Source organism: Mucilaginibacter rubeus, from assembly GCF_014643835.1.
Lineage (GTDB): Bacteria > Bacteroidota > Bacteroidia > Sphingobacteriales > Sphingobacteriaceae > Mucilaginibacter > Mucilaginibacter rubeus.
In genome coordinates, this window is sequence record NZ_BMKD01000008.1 from 29,976 (window position 1) to 47,923 (window position 17,948).

The window sequence follows — 17,948 nt, forward strand, 5'->3', positions numbered from 1 at the left end:
AAATTAATCAGCTTAACAAATGTAATTATTTGTTAACGGGAAAACAATACCTGTAAAAAGCAGTAAATACGTAAACGCCTAAATGCCACCGTTATTTTACAGGTGCTTAACTTATACCCTTTCTACGGGAAAAATAAATTTAGGTTTTAGTTAAAAACTTCAATATCTCCGTCATGCAGGGCCCATACCATGTAAGGGTGGGTGTCTGAGTGATAAATCTGCCCATCAGTAGTAATGCCTATCACACCGGCAAAGCCATCGTAAGGTTTCATTTCATCGAGGGTTTTTTCGGTAGCGGCCATAAGGGGCATGCCATCGGTTACTCGCGTAACAATTTTAACAGCTACCGAGCCACTTACAATATCTTCACCTACGCCGGTACATGAAACGCCGGCAAACTCATTGGCATAATTTCCTGCAGTAGTGGCCGAATCACTAACACGGCCGGGAATTTCAAAACCTTTGCCCCCGGTACTCGTTGCGGCTGCCAGGTTTCCATGCACATCCAATGCAACGCAGCCCACGGTGCCAAGCCTTATAGAATCGCTTAGTTTTTGTTCGTATTCGTGACGTCGCTGCGGGATTTCGGGGTTATAATATTTATGACCGTTTTCTATAGCAAAATCGCATGCTCCTTTGCCGCTCAATACACGATCATCATAGGCTTGAAGTTTTTCGGCTACACAGATAGGGTTTTTAACATCTTCAATGTTGATGACGCCCGAAAAGCGTTGGGTTTTGCCATCCATCAAAGAGGCACTGAGGCGGATCTTGCCATCGCTCTGGATCTGTGATCCCGTTCCGGCATTAAAAAGTTCGCAATCTTCAAGCAGCCTTACGGTATAAACGGCCGTTTCGGCAGCAGTGTGATGTTGCAGGTGTTTGTATCCTAACTGCACTATGCCGTTCAGGGCTTCCTGTTTGGCCAGCTTTACTTCCTGGTTGGTATGCGATTCGCTAAAAAAACCGCCGTGAATAATTATTTTCATAATTATAAATTAAAGTAGATGTCCCTGCATAAATAAGGCCAGGCTATTTATAAGAACTTTATGCAGTTTAAATTATTGTAGAAGTTTGCTGCCTGGTGCATTTATAAAAACACCTTCTTCAACTTTTACGCTCTTTTTTATGATTAAACGGTGCTGCACCAGATCGTACTTATCAAATATCGACATGACGTGTACCCTCAGGTTTTCGATAGATATTGGCGAACCAAGCTCCACATCGTATATATTAGTTGATACGATGTTGCGTCCGTCAACCAAAATAATCAGGCCCGAGCCGATAGCTTCCATCATATAACCTTCGGTAATAAGTAAACCTGTATCCTCGCCTAAACCTATCCCTAAAATACCAGGATTAGTTGCCACGGCATACATTAACCGGCCTATGCGGCCACGCTGTACAAAGTGAGTATCAACAATCACCGAATCGATAAAGCCAAGGCCGGCGGTTATCTGCACTTCGCCTTTAACCAGGGCTTCGTTACTTTGCCCGCGGTAGATCATGTGTGTTGAAGCCGCTGCAGCGCCTGCCGATGTTCCGGCAATAACGAAATTCTCTTTTTGGTAACGCTGTTTAAGGATCTGTAAAAATTCGGTGCCGCCAAAAATGGCTGTTAGCCTGAGCTGGTCGCCGCCGCTGAACATCACTACATCGGCTTTACGGATCCTGTCTAAGTATGCCTTGTTCCCCGCATCTTCGCGGCTTTTGATGTGCAGTACGTTAACATTGGTAACGTTGAGCTGGCCAAACGCCTTGATATACTCGGCGCCGACAAGCTCGGGGATTTGAGAGGCGGTGGTGATCACTTCAATTTGTGAGCCTTCGTGCTTAGCAGATTCGTTAATTATGCGCCTTAATATGCCTTGTTCAAAAAATTTGATATAATCGGGCTGCAAAATATGCTCCTGGAGGGTAACATTGCTCCCCATATCAACCGCGCCGCCTATAATTATTAGCTTACCTTTCGGGACAATCATGATTATTTCACACTATCTTAATACAACTATATACAAATTACGATAAAAACATGCACAAACACAGGAACTAATAATAAATAATGGCTTTTTGCCATCAAAAATTTTATTCCCGTGTTATGTTTTATAGTTTTAAGGGGAAAATCAGACTGACAAAAAAATAGCATTCTACATAATGAAGATCGAGAATATCCAGGTACTACGCGGACCCAACATTTGGAGCATCAGGCGCAAAAAATTAATACAAATGCGGCTTGATCTGCAGGAGATGGAGCACCGCCCCTCCAACGAAATAGATGGCTTTTATGAACGGCTTGAAAAGCTGCTGCCATCGTTATACAGCCACCGCTGCTCGCCCGGTGTACCCGGCGGTTTTTTTCAGCGGGTGATTGCCGGCACCTGGATGGGACACGTTGTTGAGCACATTGCCTTAGAGATCCAGACCCTTGCAGGTATGGATACCGGCTTTGGCCGCACCCGCGAAACCAAAACAAAAGGCGTATACAATGTAGTATTTGCCTACCTGGAAGAAAAAGTTGGCGTTTTTGCAGCCGAATCGGCCGTGCGCATAACCGAAGCGCTGATAAAAGGTGAGGATTACAACCTGGATGCTGATATTCAGCAAATGCGCGAGATCAGGGAAAATACCCGCCTGGGGCCAAGTACCGGGTCAATTGTAGAAGAAGCGATCGCAAGGGATATCCCATGGATCAGGCTTAACAACCAATCATTGGTGCAGTTGGGTTACGGCAAAAACCAGGTACGTTTCCGCGCTACCATGACCGAAAAAACCAGCAGCATTGCCGTTGATATTGCCAGCAACAAGGAAGAAACCAAACGACTTTTACAGGAGCAGGCCATCCCCGTTGCTAAAGGCGTAACTATTTCATCGGCATCGGCTGTGCCCGATGCCATCCGCAAAGTGGGCTTCCCGCTGGTGTTTAAACCGCTTGATGGCAACCACGGCCGCGGCATTTCTATCAACATAAAAACTGAAGAAGAGGCGATTGAAGCTTATGAGCACGCCGCCAAAATATCGCGCCGGGTAATTGTAGAGCGTTATGTTACAGGCTTTGATTTCAGGGTGTTGGTGATTGATAATAAAATGGTTGCTGCCGCCCTTCGTAAACCGGCCCATGTTACAGGCGATGGCAAGCTAAATATCCAGGAATTGATAGACCTGGAAAACGCCGATCCGCGCCGCGGCTACGGGCATGAGAATGTGCTTACCGAGATAACGGTCGACCGTGATACCCTCGATCTATTGGCAAAAAAAGACTACACGCTTGAAACCGTGCCCGAAAAAGATGAGGTGGTTTATGTAAAATCAACTGCTAACCTAAGCACCGGCGGCACCTCTGTTGATGTTACCGACCATGTGCACCCGCAAAATATTTTTATTTGTGAGCGCATTTCTAAAATCATCGGCCTGGATATTTGCGGCATCGACATCATGGCGCAAAACCTTACCGAGCCGCTTACCGATACAGGTGGAGTGATACTGGAAGTTAATGCCGCACCGGGCTTCAGGATGCATATTGCGCCGAGCGAAGGCCTGCCCCGCAACGTAGCCGGACATGTGATTGATATGCTTTACCCGGCCGGTAAATCGGCCCGCATCCCTATCATAGCTATTACCGGGACTAACGGTAAAACCACTACCACCCGTTTGATAGCACACATTGTTAAAAATAACGGTCACCGGGTAGGTTTCACCACCTCGGATGGGATTTACGTACAAAACAATATGATGCTGAAGGGCGATACAACCGGCCCGGTAAGCTCGGAGTTTATACTGAAAGACCCAACAGTTGATTTCGCGGTATTGGAAACAGCCCGCGGGGGTATCCTGCGCTCGGGCCTCGGTTTTGGCTTTTGCGATATAGGGGTAGTTACTAATATCCAGGAAGATCACCTGGGTTTGTCGGACATTCATTCATTGGAAGACCTTTCGCGCGTGAAAAGCGTAGTGCTTAACTCGGTTAAGAAGGATGGCTGGGGCGTTTTAAATGCCGATAACGAGTATTGCGTACGCATTGGCAAAAAGGCCGAATGTAACATCGCCTACTTTAGTCGTAATGAAAATAACCCCATCATTAAATCACATTGCAAAAAAGGGGGCATCGCCGCTATTTGCGAAAATGGATTTATCACCATTTTAAAAGGCGACTGGAAGATCCGCGTACAGCGTACCATCCTGATCCCGCTTACGTTTGGCGGTACTGTGCCCTTTATGATCGAGAATGTGCTTGCCGCAACACTGGCTACGTTTTTATGGGGATTTAAAACAGAAGACATCAAAATCTCGCTCGAAACTTTTATTCCATCGGCCTCACAAACGCCTGGCCGCATGAATATTTTTGAGTTTAAGGATTTCCGTTTCATGATTGATTTTGCCCACAATCCGGATGGATACACTGGCATCAAGGAGTTTTTAAGACATATCGATTCGCCGCTTAAAATTGGCATCATAGCCGGCACGGGAGACAGGAGGGATGACGATATCCGCGAACTGGGTAAAATATCGGCCGAAATGTTTGATTATATCATCCTGCGCCAGGAAAAACACCTGCGCGGCCGCACCGCCGAAAATATTATTGGTTTACTCAGGGAGGGAATTGAATCAGTTGATCCTAACAAGCAGGTTGAAGTAGTGCCTAAGGAAGTTGACGCTATTAAACACGCCATGAGCCTGGCCCGCCCCGGAACATTTATTACGGCCCTGAGTGATGTGGTTGATAATGCCATTGAAACCGTACAGGATTACCAGGAGCAGGAAAGGAATGGCCTATTTAATGTTTGACAGCCCTAAAGTGGGGCTTTTGATGAGCATATTTTGAATGCGTTGGCGAAGCCAGCGCATTTTTTGTTTATATACTTTTGCAGGTTAAAGCGTAATAACACCGACCATGGACAGCACCAACAGGGGGTTAACAGGGTTAACACAATTTCGAATGTTTCAAGTGTAATAATCTGAATATCAATTTTTTAATAAAATTGAGAGGTTGCGCGAAGGATCTGATAAAAATATTCGGCTTGTATTCGGTGTTATCACTTGAGCCTCCGAAGATCTTTATTTTTTAACGCCTTGCCTGGAGGGTTTGGGTAGTGCCGGTACTCTTTGGCTCAGATAATAATGCCACAAAATCATCGCAGCTACCGTACGGTATGGTTCCCATTGTTCGGTCACCGCTAACAACTCTTCTTTGGTAATATCTTTTGGCAGATTTTTTACCTGTTTAAGGGCATTCACTGCGGCCAGATCCCCGATAGGGAAAACATCGGTGTGCTGTAATACAAACATCAGGTAAACATCAACTGTCCAGTTGCCAATGCCTTTGAGGGCGGTTAGTTTGGTACGGATAACATCATCCGGCATTTGTTCCATTTCGGCGAGGTTGATCTGCCCGCTTACAATGGCTTCTGCAAGGTATTTTATATAGATGGTTTTTTGGCGGCTTACATAACATGCCCTGAATTCTTCATCGGTAAGCAGTAAAACCCCTGCCGGGGCAATCTGCTGTACCCGCTCCCGGAGTTTATTTAAGGCAGATAATGCTGAAGCCAGCGATACCTGCTGTTCCAGTATAATATGAACCAGCGTTTCAAAGCTATTTGGGCGTGACCATAAAGGCGGATAACCATGATTTTGGATGATCAGGGCCAGATCCGGATCGCTCACGGCGAGCTTATCGCAAATAGTATGGAAGTTTGAATGGGAAAATTGCTCAAACATAGGTTGATGATCTGTTTCGCAAGATGAGGGATTAGGTTGGAAATCGCAAATTGAGGTTTTTGTAGAGACGCATCACATGCGTCTTTGTTAAACAGGCTTTACACGCATGTGAAAGACGCGTGTGATGCATCTCTACGTTGAAAATTTACTCGTAACTATGCCGCTCAAAATCATAATCAGATTGCGAGGTAATGATCTTTTTTCGCCGCTCGATATCCGTATCCAGGTTGTGATCGTAAATATTATCGGTAACCGCTATATCACGTTCTTTATCACGTTCGGCAAGGTGGATATTGGCTTCGGCTGTTTTGGCGATAGCCGTATCATAAGGCCCTTTGGGCGACATCAGCTTTACAAATACCGGCAAACATTCAAACAAAATGAATAGGTAGCCGATAAACGAAATAGCGAGATAGGTATCGAGGTCGCGCTTACCATTTTCAGTGTAGGTGAGCTGGCCTAATGCCCAGTTACGGTCCGAGAAGCCGGCTATGCTGGCCAAGCTGTCCAGTTGATGCTCTGTAAACAAACGGGTGCTGTTCAGTCCCTCATAATCTTTACGGGCACTCAGGTATTGGTCCATCTGCCCTAAATTATCAGTAACGGATTTAAGCCGGGCTTCCTTTTCTTCCAGTATGGCCTGCTTTTGCTTGGCATAAGTGCCATAACCGGTAATGCCCGATGTTTGGTTGGTTTTATCACCGAAAACTTCCTGGTTAAGCTGATAACGTGAGCGGTTAATATCCCGCTCCAATGAATCTTTTTCCTTTTTCAAATCGGTGTTTTTACCCAGTTCCATGGCATACTTCTGCATGTAGGTTTTTTCGAGGGTATCAATTTTACTGCGTTGCCCTTTTAAATAGGCAGTTTTTAGTTTCTGGCGAATTTCTTTATCGAAGATCTTGAGTTCAAGCGGGCGTGATATCACAATACCTATCATAATGGCCAGCAAAATACGGGGCGATGCCTGCAGGATCTGCTGGTTGGTTGTGCCTTCTTTGTTGATACTGGATACAATGTAGCGGTCCATGTTAAAAATGGCCGTTCCCCATAGTAAACCGAATAGTATAGCAAAGCCTACAGCAAAGGCATCGCCATTAAAAACAAAGTACATGGCATAACCGCCGGATAACGCGGCAAACAGTGCAGTGAAAAATATAGTTGCCCCAATACCAACATACTTATTATGCTCAATTGGGTACTTTTTTAAGGTATCGATATGTGCTCCTGAACAGAACCAGAAAAAGCGTGTAACTTTTTTCATTAAGTAATTATTGTGTAAACATATATGAAACGCTCATACACTTTGATTGTTACAAATAACAAGCCTAAATATTTGATTAAGAAAAAAACTACCTTTGGATTATAATTACATTTAACATGAACGAGATAACCGTACAGGAACTAAAAGAGAAAATTGACAAAGGCGAAGATTTTCAACTGATTGATGTTAGGGAAGATTTTGAATACGAAACTTCAAACCTTGGCGGGCAGCTTATACCGCTTGGCGGCGTGCTGATAGAATCGGAAAAGATAAGTAAAGACAAGCCGGTAGTAGTAATGTGCCGCAGCGGTAAACGCAGCGCGGCTGCTATTATGCAACTGGAGCAGCAGGGTTTTACCAACCTGTCAAACCTAAGAGGAGGGATCCTTGCATGGCAGGCCGAAATTGACCCTGAATTAAACGTATACTAATAATGGGCTTTAAACTGGTGCTCAATGTGCTTTACACCATGGGCGTAGCTTTGTGCTTTATTGTAGCTTATAAAATGTTTACCGAAAAAAACTACCTGATCATGGCCGGTGCCATGGTTGTTGGCGTAGTTGTGATTTTCATGAAGCTGAGGCTTTTGAAACAGGTTAAAGAGACCCAGCAAGCCCCGCAAAATAAAAAAGGCAAAGGGGCTAAGTAACCCGATATTAATTAGTCTAAAGACTTACGAAGTTTCTAAAACTTCGTAAGTCTTCTCTACTTCTAATAGCGCAAGTTTTGTGTAAAGGAACAAGCGCCGGCTAACTTGTGCCGTTATGCTAAGTCGGCAAAAAAAATACGCCCCTTTCGCATCCATCTAATTCCCGGCAATAACAGCCTTAATCCTCTAAAAAACATTCTTTTATAATAAGCTTGCAGCATGCAAAAAAAGCTTAACTTCATTGCATGTTTATAGCAGTATTAGGAGTTATTGTACTCATTGTGGGTATAGTGCTCAAACGTTCGCCCGAACCGGCCGGCCGCTTTAACGGCGTGGTAACCGCGGTAGGTATAGCCATGGTGGTACTTGGCTTATTACTCAATATATTTAAAGTTATTGAGCCGGGCAAGGTAGGGGTTCAAACCCTTTTTGGCAAGGTGCAGGACCAGGTGCTTGAAAGTGGCTTACACATTATAAACCCTGTTGTAGAGATCACCACTTTTGATGTGCAGACCCAAACCTATACTATGAGCGCGGTTAATAATGAAGGCCAAAAGGAAGGCGATGATGCTATCCGGGTGCTGTCATCAGATGGGCTTGAGGTTACTATTGACCTGTCAGTACTTTATAAGGTGAAGCCCGACAAAGCCCCTTACATTATGCAGAACATAGGCGAAAACTATGTGGATAAGATCGTTCGCCCGGTTTCGCGCACGGCCATCCGCGATAACGCGGTTGCCTATGCTGCTGTCGACCTGTATTCGACCAAACGACAGGAGTTTCAGGATAAAATAAACCGTTACATTACCGCCAGTTTTGAAAAACGCGGACTGGAACTACAACAAATCCTTGTGCGCAACATTACCCTGCCAGCCTCGGTACGCGCCAGTATCGAATCAAAGATCAATGCCGAGCAGGACGCCCAGAAAATGCAGTTCATATTGCAAAAAGAGCGCCAGGAAGCCGAACGTAAGCGGGTGGAAGCGCAGGGTATTGCCGATTATCAGCGTATCCTTTCAACCGGGTTATCGGATAAGCAACTGCAATACGAAGCCATAAAAGCACAAAAGGAAATAGCGCTTTCGCCCAATGCCAAGGTGATTATTATTGGCGGCGGAAAGGGAGGCAACCCGATAATGATCAGCGATAAATAGTGCGTGATTAATGTACCTTGTTTCGGGCGGGCATAAATGGATTAGTCCGCCCTGTAGGCTTTCAATACTTTCCTTTCCCTGCCTTCCCCGGGCCAAAGGGTAATCTTATAGTGATCGGTACCTTCGTCCTCATCGGGATTTACGTTTTTTACAGCATACGAATAAATGCGTATGCGATATCTTGCCGGGGTAACAATGGCTTTTAAGATAATTTTAGTATCCGGAAAATTCAGGACCTCCATAATGCCCGAACTTAGTTTTACGCTGCCCTCAACAACATGGTCGTATTTGCTGAAATCTTTTTCTGCGTCGGCTGTGTTGAGCACATTAAGTTCGGCCCGTACGTGGCCATAGCTGGCTATTTTTATGCCGATGATATCTTCGGTAGTCCCTAAGCGCGCATTTTGGGCGTCGGTGTTCCAAAAGGTAGTATCACCGGTGGTACCGGTAAAGGCCGAATCGCAGAGGTAAAATTGGTTATGGGTAGTGAAAAAATCGAGGTTGTATTTGCCGGAGGGGTGTAAGGAAAAAGCTAATATCGCAGGCAGCGCCAAAAGACATACGAGTAAGACCGAAACGTTTGTTTTTTGGCTTTTCATTGATAAGGCAAGTTACAAAAAAGATAAAAGTAAATTACCAATTAAACGTAAACAACCCCGAATATCTGCTTAAAAACCATATTCTTATTGCTTTTGCCTGGCTTTATTCACAACCTCTTTAAAATCGGCATAATAAGAATCTATTGTTTCTTTTTTGATACCTGGCCAAAGGCTTTTATCAACGCTTAACTTATCTATGTCTTCGTCTTTTACCTTATCATGTGCTGTTAAAACGTTGATCCATCGCTGATCATATAACTCGTCATTTGCAGTTACATAAGCTACAACCTGGGGAACAACCTTTTCTAAGGTATCCAGATGCTCAAAGGCATATTGGTTTATCGACATCCCGATTGGGCCGTTCCAGTTGGCTGCCGATACCGTTTTATCTACACTGCGGTTTACATCGTATCTTGATCTTAATTGCGCTACATAAAACCAAAAACAGGCATCGCTATATTTTTCCTGCCCAAATAAAACTATAGCCATAGTAAATAATACCGGAGGGATATGTTTATTGGCGTTGGCCTGCACAGAGGCAATAAGTTTATTTTGAGTTTTGTTGGCGCTGGGATCATAAAATGCCATCATCACCTTCCCGTCTTCATCATTCAATATGATCTGTTCGGCCTTTGATTGTCCCGCCTTTAAAGCCGCAAAATCCTGCGCTTTAACAATACAGGTAGTTGTGATAAGTACGAAAAGTAAAAGATATTTCATGGTTTAGCGTTGATTGCTAAATGTAGGTAAAACAAAACTTTTAGATGGCATATCTAAAACAAAAAACGCATAACCCGCATCTCCCATCATGCATGTTTGATCTGCATAGCGGGAGACGGCATGTGATGCGTCTCTGCAAAAAATAAAAAAAGGACGGGAATGTGCGATTCCCCTCTTGAGAGGGGCGGAGGGGTGTGTTTCTGCTTTGATAATCAAATCGCACAAACACACCCCTGCTCTCGCTCATTCCCGCCGCGCCCCTCTCAAGAGGGAATTTTTAAGGAGGGGTGTTTATTTCTCGTTACTCATTGAATAAGGCACATCGGCATCTTTGGTACCGCGGTCTTTATTCGGAGTGGCCTGCATATCAAAATCAAGTACTGCACCATTTAGTAAACCTTTATGGCTTAACCAGTTATTAGTGTATGGTTTGCCATCAACTGTAAGTGTGTTTACATACTTGTTATCTGCGCTGTTTTTTGGCGCGTTGATGGTGATGGTTTTGCCATTCTCTAAATTAACAGTTACTTTTTTAAACAGCGGGGCACCTAAAACATACTGGTCGCTGGCCGGGGTTACCGGGTAAAAGCCCATTGCTGAGAAGATATACCATGCAGAAGTTTGACCGTTATCCTCGTCGCCGCAGTAACCATCAGGAGTTGCCCGGTAAAGCCTGTTCATTGCTTCACGAACCCAGTACTGGGTTTTCCATGGTTGATTTGCGTGATTGTAAAGATAGATCATGTGCTGGATAGGCTGGTTACCGTGCGCGTATTGGCCCATACCTGCAATCTGCATTTCGCGGATCTCGTGGATCACACCACCATAGTAGCTGTCATCAAATACCGGCGGCATTTCAAATACGGAATCCAGTTTGGCTGCAAATTGCTGCTTGCCGCCCATCAGGTTTATTAAACCCTGAATATCATGGAACACGCCCCAGCTATAGTGCCAGCTGTTACCTTCGGTAAAGGCATCGCCCCATTTAAACGGATTGAATGGTGTTTCAAAAGTGCCATCCTGATTTTTACCGCGCATCAGTTTAGTTTGCGGATCAAAAATATTACGGTAGTTCTGGCTGCGTTTTTTGTAGATCTCTATTTCCTTTTTAGGTTTGCCCAAAGCCTTACCCAACTGGTAAATAGCAAAATCGTCATAAGCATACTCTAACGTACGTGCTGCGTTTTCGTTGATCTTTACGTTGTATGGCACATAGCCTAAAGTGTTATAATACTGCACACCCCGGCGACCGGTAGCATTCGGGCCTTCATTATTAGCACCGTGTTTAAGAGCTTGATACAAAGTTTCGATATCATAACCACGCAAACCTTTCAGATAAGCTTCAGAAACTACCGACGCAGAGTTATTACCGATCATACAATCAGCGTAGCCCGGGCTCGACCACTCTGGCAGCCAGCCACCTTCTTTGTAATCATTGATGAGGCCTTCCTGCATTTCTTTGTTGATAGATGGGTAAACCAAATTCAGGAAAGGATACAATGCCCTGAAGGTATCCCAGAAACCTGTACCGGCAAAAAGGTATCCCGGTGCAACTTTACCGTTGAAAGGGCTGTAATGTACATTTTGCCCATTGGCATCAACCTCATACATCTTGTTTGGGAAAAACAGCATACGGTAAAGGCTGCTGTAAAAAGTACGGGTTTGGTCAATAGTACCACCTTCAACATTTAAACGACTTAACGTTTTGTTCCAGGTATCTTTTGCTTTTTGGCAGGTAGCAGCAAAATCATCGTTGCCCAACTCGCGTTTCAGGTTAAGTTCGGCCTGCTCAATGCTGATGAATGATGAGGCTACTTTAAGATGAACTTTTTCACCTTTAGCGGTTTTCAGTGTGATCACCGCACCAGCATGATCGCCGGTGTATTCCAGTTGCCCGGCATCCTGTTTCCAATCGTGCCATGCAGAGGCCAGCGCGAATGGTTTATCTACATAAATAACAAAATAGTTTTTGAAGTTGGCAGGTACAGCGCCGCTATTTTTAGTGCTGTAGCCAATAATCTTTTGCTCGCCGGGCATGATCTTTACGTATGAGCCTTTGTCAAAAGCGTCGATCACGATATGAGAGTTGTCACTTTTAGGGAAAGTGAATTGGAAGCTGGCAGCGCGTTCGGTTGGCGTTATTTCAGTTGTTACGTCATAGTCGGCCAGGTAAACGCTGTAATAGTATGGTTTCGCTGTTTCAGCTTTATGCGAGAACCAGCTGGCGCGATCTTTTTCATCCAGTTTTAACTTACCTGTTTCGGGGAACACAGAAAACATACCATAATCATTCATCCAGGGCGATGGCTGATGGGTTTGTTTAAAACCGAGGATCTTATCGGCATCATAAGTGTACTGCCACCCATCGCCCATTTTACCGGTTTGCGGAGTCCAGAAGTTCATACCCCATGGCAGGGCTACTGCCGGGTAAGTATTACCGTTGGATAACGACGGCTTTGATTGTGTACCCATAAGCGGGTTGATGAGATCGACAGGTGACGGCACCTTTTCTTGTGCCGAAAGTGCTGCCGGTAAAAAGGCAAACGCCAGGAGAAGTAATTTTTTCATTTATTATTGGGGGACTTTATTTTCAAATCAATACAGTATTATCGGTACTCAAAGAAATTTAAAACGGGGATTGCGCGATTCCCTCCCTCTGGAGGGTGTAGGGAGGGGTTAATCACCATGCATATTCATTAGCAAAGCCTACAAACCCCTCCCCGCCACAACACTTTCCACCGCACCCCTCCCAAGTGAGGGAATTAAAAAATCTTCCGAATAGCCGTTATCAATACAAGGACAAATTTTTTGAGCGAATTACGGAATCTCTTTTCAAAAAAACTTCCGCACGTGAAATTTCGCGTACGGAAGCATAAATCAACTCTCTCTCAAAAAAGACTCTTTTTACCATTTAATGCTCACCTTAATACCATCGGGACTGTTGGCAAAGCCCAGGTACAGGGTTTTTGATGATTTATCCCACGAGGATTTTACATCAGCAATGGTTTTTCCTGTATTATCGGTAACTACTGTTTCTTTCGGTTGCGCCGGCAATAAGATCCGGGCGCTGTTTAATGTATTAATCGGGCTTTTGGCTACAAAACTGTAGCTGTTTTCTGTTATAACTTCATTATAAACCCTTGAGGCCGAAGCCAATACTTTTGGTTGCTTTTTATCTTCAACACGTTTAACTACGTATAACAAGGCCTGCTCATTAGGATTAATGATTTTTTTATCCAACACAGGTAACTGCGGATCAAAAAGGTCGATAACGGGGCCTTTAACAGTGTATGATTTGCTGTCAGTGTTTTCGTCCATTACCGAAATAATATCATACGGGCCGCGCTCCAGGTACATGCTATTTTTAAATTTTAGCTTACCACCATCGGCATCTTTTTCATAAGCATGTTTTACAGTTTTGATGAAATTATCATCATTATTAGCCTGCATTACATACTCTTTGGGGTTTTGCCTCAACACATAAACCGTACCTTTGCCAACAGCAAAACGCTGATCATTCCCGGTTGGGTTTATACCCAGCAGTTTAAACAGGTGCTGTGATGGCGCTTTAAAATTATTGCCTTTGGTATCCCACCATTCCATTACCGATTGATAGGGATCATCATCGCGACCGGTGTAGATCAGTACACCGCCATTTTTAATCCATTCGGCCAAATGCTCATGAACTTCTGCTGATACCGGTTTCATGTTGGAGTAGCTCATCACCAAAACTTTGATATCCTTAAGCGATGCCGCATAACCCAGGTTTTCCATGTGTACGGTTTGTACCGGAACGCCGCGCTTTACCAGTGGCAGCGTTTGACCATAGAAGTTAGAGAACTGCGGATCTTCAAAGCCGTTATGTGTTGGGAAACGCTGGAACATTAGTGTGTTGCTCATCAGCACGCCGATTCCATTAACACCAGATACTTTGTTGGTTGAAACAGGCATATCATTCAGCGCATTCACCATGATCTGCATCTGGGTGGAGTAAAATTGCGGGATCAGCGTTTTTTCATTAGTGCCCAATACCGGGTATGGATGCGTGTAGATACGTTCTGGCCATGGCATTACCTCGTAATCGGCAACCATCGGGTACAACAGCTTGGCGGTAAAAGTAGCCTGGTAGTTGCGTTTGTAATCGCTCCAGTCATGCACACGGTCTTCAATCGGGTCGGTCAGGAAAAACACCTTACGACCTGTCGGCGCTGTCATGGATACTACCGAACCATATTCCAAAAACGCGTTCTCAAATACACGCTCCTTTTCTAAGCCATTAAAGTAAGTAGGCTCGCGTGAGGTACCCGTCCAAACCTGGGCGATGTAACCATCAATACCCGGTAGTGATGCCAGACTTGCCTCCGGACTAACGATTTGCCATGACGAATAATTTACCAAGGAGTGTGTAGCAATAAACACCTTAATGTTCATCCCTTTGCTTTTGCCATACTCCTTGGCGTATGATGATACCTGTTTGATGGTTTCATAGTACAGGTTATATTTTAGCTTGTTGGATAAGTAAGTATTTTCAGGAGATGCATCCTGTGGTTTCCATGGGAAGCCGTAATATTTTTGCCATTGGTTTTTAAAGCCGGCGCTATAACCTGCGCGGGCCCAAAACTCAGGTTCTTCTAAAAAAATGTTGGTGATCCCTACGTCTATTACCCGTTTGACGACGGCAGTTTTCATGTATTCGATAAACGAATCATCGGGCACAACATAAGGCATATCCTTCCCGTGGAAAATTGTATCGCCTCTTTGGGTTACCTGCCCTACGCCAAGGTGGTTTTTACCATCCCATTTACCCAAAAAGTAATCTTTGTAGTCGCCCCAGGCAATACCGGTCATGAAATTTACGTCATAGCCACGGTCGCGCCATGATTTAACGCGTTGCTCAAAGGTCATATTAGGATGATCATTAGTGCCGTAAACAATGGCAATATCTGATCGCACATCAATTTCGGGCCTCCAGGGACTGCTGGTTTGGAAAGCCGTTTTCTCTTTCAGGGAAGCCGGTTTGGGGTTAGCATCCTGCGCATAGGCGCCGGCAGCGAGGGCAAGTCCGCAACAAAAAAGCAGCGTATTCTTCATAGTTATATTTTATAAAACTGTGTTGGAAGGAACCACTCCTACGGCCCCTCCCTCACACAGGTATTATTTGTTTTTACGGAACCTTTACCTCTTTAACGTCGGTATAATTATAATAATTAAGGCCATAGGAAACCCTTGCACCTACGCGGATAAAATAGCTCCTTTTACCCGGCAATGCGCCACCAAGCGTGGTAAGACTAAGAGTTTTACCAACCGAGTTATTTGCATCATTACCGCTCAGCTTAGGTGTGTAGCGGTTATCGTAGTTATTATTGCCTACGTAGTTGTTTGAATTAACAAATACAGCCACATCGCTCACGTTTTGCTGAAAATTAGGATCGGCAGTACCCCGGGTAACTTTAAAGCTGGTAGTTATGGTGCCATCAGCATTCAAAACCGGATCACCAACCCACTCTATCCGTAAAAATGGCTCAACCGAAAAATTTACGGTAGTTACGTCTTTTACGTCAACTGTCTGACTTTTATCAACAATGGTTTTGCCGGCATCGTCAACCTGTACCAATGGTACAAAAGCGCCCTCTGCCGAAATTACGTTTTTGCCTGCAAACAGTTTGGTGTTTTGGTAAGTACCATCCTGGAATGAGGATACATAAAACGGAGTAGGGTTTGAGCTCCAGCTTATCTCCAATAATTTGATGCGGGTGCCTGAACCTTGTTCTGTTTGCAGGCTTTTGCCTGTACCTGCATCCGTTACGGTGCCTTTTAAGGTAACATTGGGAGCGGCATAATTATCAACTTTTTTGCATGAGCTGCCTGCGGCAACCAATACACTTAATGCTATGCTATAAAATAGTTTTTTCATCTCTCTCTTAAAATTAATAACCCGGATTTTGAATTAAATTCTGGCTTTTCTGGATCTCGTCCTGCGGGATCTGCTCGTAGTACCAGCGCACATCAAAAGTGTATCTTGAATTACGCTCGTCTAAACGGGCATCAAAGAAATACTTACCATCATTGGCCGAATAGAAAGGCATCAACGTACGATAGATTGTGCTGTTTTGCTCTTTATCGGCAACTCTCCAGCGGCGCATATCCCAGTACTGTTTGTTTTCAAAACCAAGCTCTTTTTTACGCTCTTTACGAACTACGTCGATAGTTAAATTGGCTGTACCGGTTAACAGGTCGGCACCACCACGTTCACGGATAGCGTTAATCTGGGTAAAGGCATCCTGTAAATAGCTTTTATCCGACTGGCCTAACGAGTTTAACTCTACAGCAGCCTCGGCACGGTTAAGTAATACCTCAGCATAACGCAATTCTATCCAGGTTTGATCAGAACGGTTTTCCAATACTTCAGATGTAGGTTTATCCGGTACGATATATTTACGGATAGAGAACCCCGAAACAGAATTGGTACCATCGCCTGTGAAATAACCGCTTAAACCGGCAGGGTTCATAGTTGTACCATTTGGCAATTTGTATGGAGTTTGGCTGGCGTTGGCCGATTGCACAATATTATCAGTAGGATAATGAGCAGTTGAACCTGCAGGCAACAGCGGATTGATTCCACCAACTGAAGAACCGGTATAAATGCCCCTGCGGATCTCGATGCTTACACCTTTCATCACATCCCCCGGCAAAACTACGGTTGCCCTTAGCCTTGGTTCGGCATTGGCAAATATATCCATGGTGTTGGTGTACAGATCGTATTTGCCACCGGTTGTAGTTTTGATAGTACCATCTGCATTTTTAGGAAAACCGTCAAACAGCTCCACAAAATCCAATGTCGGGTTAACTTCTGATGAGTAACCGTTAGCGCCCATTAACTGGCGTGGCACATTATAAGCATCATATCCATGTACCGATTCAGGGTAGTGATACTGGCGTACAAATATGTTTTCAGGGCTTGATGCATCAAAAAACATATTCACGTAGTTTAGGTACTGCGCGTTTTTATCGCCCGCAGCCCATGCTTTTTTGTACAAGCTGTATTTGCCGTCAAGCAGTGCCGCGGCATCATAAGCTGCTTTAAAATAAGTAACCGCCTTTGCAACCGGGATACCACAAAGCCTGTTGCCGCTGCCATCAACCAATGAAATCTGGTTATATTTAGCTACTGTACCGGCGTAAAGCATTGCCCTTGATTTGAAACCGGCAGCCACATACTTATTGGCCCGGCCAACCTGATTAGTTTCAGGAAGATTAGCGTAAGCATAATCCAGGTCGGTGCCAATAAAATCATAGATCTTTTCTTCAGAATTACGTGGTATTTTTAACTCCTCGATGCTTTGCTCCGGGTATTTAAGCACCTTATCAACCAACGGAACGCCGCCGTAGCGTTTAACTAAAGCAAAATAGGTAGCAGCACGAATAAAGCGGGCTTCACCTAACCAGTTGTTTACCTGATCGTTGGTGAAGTTGCCGGCGTATTTGCCAATGTTCTCGGAAAAATAGTTAGCATCGCGAATGGTGCGGTAACAATCGCTCCAGGTTGACAACCCGGTATTTTCCTGCATTGAACCATTCTGGTCGCGGCTAAGTGCTTCGCCAGTGGTAGCGCTTGTTGGGCTGATAATCCAAAACATGTTTAAGCCACGTTCAGGTGAATATCTAAAATCCTCGATAGGGAGCTCGCTGTACATGCGGGCCATATAGGCAGTTACCCCGGCCGCGCTTGAAAATACATCCTGATCGCTAATGATACTTGGAGGCAGGGTGTCAAGCTTTTTACAGGCTGTTGTCCAGCAAAGTAAAAAAGTGAGTATGATATATGGGAACTTTTTCATGATCTGATG

Annotated in this window: 14 protein-coding genes; 4 read left to right on the forward strand and 10 right to left on the reverse strand. The window is 44.6% G+C overall.

Annotated elements, in window-relative coordinates:
* Window positions 1-146: 146 nt before the first annotated feature.
* Window positions 147-989, reverse strand: coding sequence for an isoaspartyl peptidase/L-asparaginase (locus IEX80_RS22530; RefSeq protein ID WP_091172868.1), 843 nt, complete (start codon window positions 987-989; stop codon window positions 147-149).
* Between the two features lie 72 nt (window positions 990-1,061).
* Window positions 1,062-1,982, reverse strand: coding sequence for a cyanophycinase (locus tag IEX80_RS22535; protein WP_090531111.1), 921 nt, complete (start codon window positions 1,980-1,982; stop codon window positions 1,062-1,064).
* Between the two features lie 172 nt (window positions 1,983-2,154).
* Between IEX80_RS22535 and cphA the strand changes: the two genes are divergently transcribed.
* Window positions 2,155-4,782: a cyanophycin synthetase gene (gene cphA, locus IEX80_RS22540; RefSeq protein WP_188834229.1), complete on the forward strand. Its 2,628-nt coding sequence runs from the start codon at window positions 2,155-2,157 to the stop codon at window positions 4,780-4,782.
* Between the two features lie 270 nt (window positions 4,783-5,052).
* Here cphA and IEX80_RS22545 read toward each other — a convergent pair whose 3' ends face one another.
* On the reverse strand, window positions 5,053-5,715 hold the full coding sequence (locus tag IEX80_RS22545) for a DNA-3-methyladenine glycosylase family protein (RefSeq protein ID WP_188834230.1): 663 nt from the start codon (window positions 5,713-5,715) through the stop codon (window positions 5,053-5,055).
* Between the two features lie 145 nt (window positions 5,716-5,860).
* The gene (locus IEX80_RS22550; protein ID WP_090531102.1) at window positions 5,861-6,979 is read right to left on the reverse strand and encodes a DUF4407 domain-containing protein; all 1,119 of its coding nucleotides are present in this window, start codon (window positions 6,977-6,979) and stop codon (window positions 5,861-5,863) included.
* 116 nt (window positions 6,980-7,095) lie between these two features.
* Between IEX80_RS22550 and IEX80_RS22555 the strand changes: the two genes are divergently transcribed.
* From IEX80_RS22555 to IEX80_RS22565, 3 genes are all read left to right on the forward strand, one after another.
* The gene (locus IEX80_RS22555) at window positions 7,096-7,410 is read left to right on the forward strand and encodes a rhodanese-like domain-containing protein (protein ID WP_090531100.1); all 315 of its coding nucleotides are present in this window, start codon (window positions 7,096-7,098) and stop codon (window positions 7,408-7,410) included.
* 2 nt (window positions 7,411-7,412) lie between these two features.
* Window positions 7,413-7,628 (forward strand): DUF6358 family protein, encoded by a 216-nt coding sequence (locus IEX80_RS22560; RefSeq protein ID WP_090531097.1) that lies wholly within the window; start codon window positions 7,413-7,415, stop codon window positions 7,626-7,628.
* Window positions 7,629-7,873: 245 nt separating this feature from the next.
* Entirely contained in the window at window positions 7,874-8,782 is a 909-nt protein-coding gene (locus IEX80_RS22565; protein ID WP_188834231.1) for a prohibitin family protein, read from the forward strand.
* A 41-nt stretch (window positions 8,783-8,823) separates the two neighbouring features.
* Here IEX80_RS22565 and IEX80_RS22570 read toward each other — a convergent pair whose 3' ends face one another.
* From IEX80_RS22570 to IEX80_RS22595, 6 genes are all read right to left on the reverse strand, one after another.
* Complete coding sequence (locus tag IEX80_RS22570) at window positions 8,824-9,381, reverse strand: hypothetical protein (RefSeq protein WP_188834232.1); 558 nt, start codon at window positions 9,379-9,381, stop codon at window positions 8,824-8,826.
* Window positions 9,382-9,465: 84 nt separating this feature from the next.
* The gene (locus IEX80_RS22575) at window positions 9,466-10,101 is read right to left on the reverse strand and encodes a hypothetical protein (RefSeq protein ID WP_090531088.1); all 636 of its coding nucleotides are present in this window, start codon (window positions 10,099-10,101) and stop codon (window positions 9,466-9,468) included.
* 291 nt (window positions 10,102-10,392) lie between these two features.
* On the reverse strand, window positions 10,393-12,669 hold the full coding sequence (locus tag IEX80_RS22580; RefSeq protein WP_090531085.1) for a GH92 family glycosyl hydrolase: 2,277 nt from the start codon (window positions 12,667-12,669) through the stop codon (window positions 10,393-10,395).
* A 336-nt stretch (window positions 12,670-13,005) separates the two neighbouring features.
* Entirely contained in the window at window positions 13,006-15,192 is a 2,187-nt protein-coding gene (locus IEX80_RS22585; RefSeq protein WP_176625600.1) for a type 1 glutamine amidotransferase family protein, read from the reverse strand.
* Between the two features lie 73 nt (window positions 15,193-15,265).
* Window positions 15,266-16,015, reverse strand: coding sequence for a DUF3823 domain-containing protein (locus IEX80_RS22590; RefSeq protein WP_188834233.1), 750 nt, complete (start codon window positions 16,013-16,015; stop codon window positions 15,266-15,268).
* Between the two features lie 13 nt (window positions 16,016-16,028).
* A complete protein-coding gene (locus IEX80_RS22595; protein WP_188834234.1) occupies window positions 16,029-17,939 on the reverse strand; it encodes a RagB/SusD family nutrient uptake outer membrane protein in 1,911 nt (636 codons plus the stop codon).
* Between the last annotated feature and the right edge of the window lie 9 nt (window positions 17,940-17,948).

Excerpts from the sequence above, each read along its gene's own strand:
- IEX80_RS22530 (WP_091172868.1), bottom strand. The coding sequence starts at position 989 with ATGAAAATAATTATTCACGGCGGTTTTTTTAGCGAATCGCATACCAAC.
- IEX80_RS22535 (WP_090531111.1), bottom strand. The coding sequence starts at position 1,982 with ATGATTGTCCCGAAAGGTAAGCTAATAATTATAGGCGGCGCGGTTGAT.
- cphA (WP_188834229.1), top strand. The coding sequence starts at position 2,155 with ATGAAGATCGAGAATATCCAGGTACTACGCGGACCCAACATTTGGAGC.
- IEX80_RS22545 (WP_188834230.1), bottom strand. The coding sequence starts at position 5,715 with ATGTTTGAGCAATTTTCCCATTCAAACTTCCATACTATTTGCGATAAG.
- IEX80_RS22550 (WP_090531102.1), bottom strand. The coding sequence starts at position 6,979 with ATGAAAAAAGTTACACGCTTTTTCTGGTTCTGTTCAGGAGCACATATC.
- IEX80_RS22555 (WP_090531100.1), top strand. The coding sequence starts at position 7,096 with ATGAACGAGATAACCGTACAGGAACTAAAAGAGAAAATTGACAAAGGC.
- IEX80_RS22560 (WP_090531097.1), top strand. The coding sequence starts at position 7,413 with ATGGGCTTTAAACTGGTGCTCAATGTGCTTTACACCATGGGCGTAGCT.
- IEX80_RS22565 (WP_188834231.1), top strand. The coding sequence starts at position 7,874 with ATGTTTATAGCAGTATTAGGAGTTATTGTACTCATTGTGGGTATAGTG.
- IEX80_RS22570 (WP_188834232.1), bottom strand. The coding sequence starts at position 9,381 with ATGAAAAGCCAAAAAACAAACGTTTCGGTCTTACTCGTATGTCTTTTG.
- IEX80_RS22575 (WP_090531088.1), bottom strand. The coding sequence starts at position 10,101 with ATGAAATATCTTTTACTTTTCGTACTTATCACAACTACCTGTATTGTT.
- IEX80_RS22580 (WP_090531085.1), bottom strand. The coding sequence starts at position 12,669 with ATGAAAAAATTACTTCTCCTGGCGTTTGCCTTTTTACCGGCAGCACTT.
- IEX80_RS22585 (WP_176625600.1), bottom strand. The coding sequence starts at position 15,192 with ATGAAGAATACGCTGCTTTTTTGTTGCGGACTTGCCCTCGCTGCCGGC.
- IEX80_RS22590 (WP_188834233.1), bottom strand. The coding sequence starts at position 16,015 with ATGAAAAAACTATTTTATAGCATAGCATTAAGTGTATTGGTTGCCGCA.
- IEX80_RS22595 (WP_188834234.1), bottom strand. The coding sequence starts at position 17,939 with ATGAAAAAGTTCCCATATATCATACTCACTTTTTTACTTTGCTGGACA.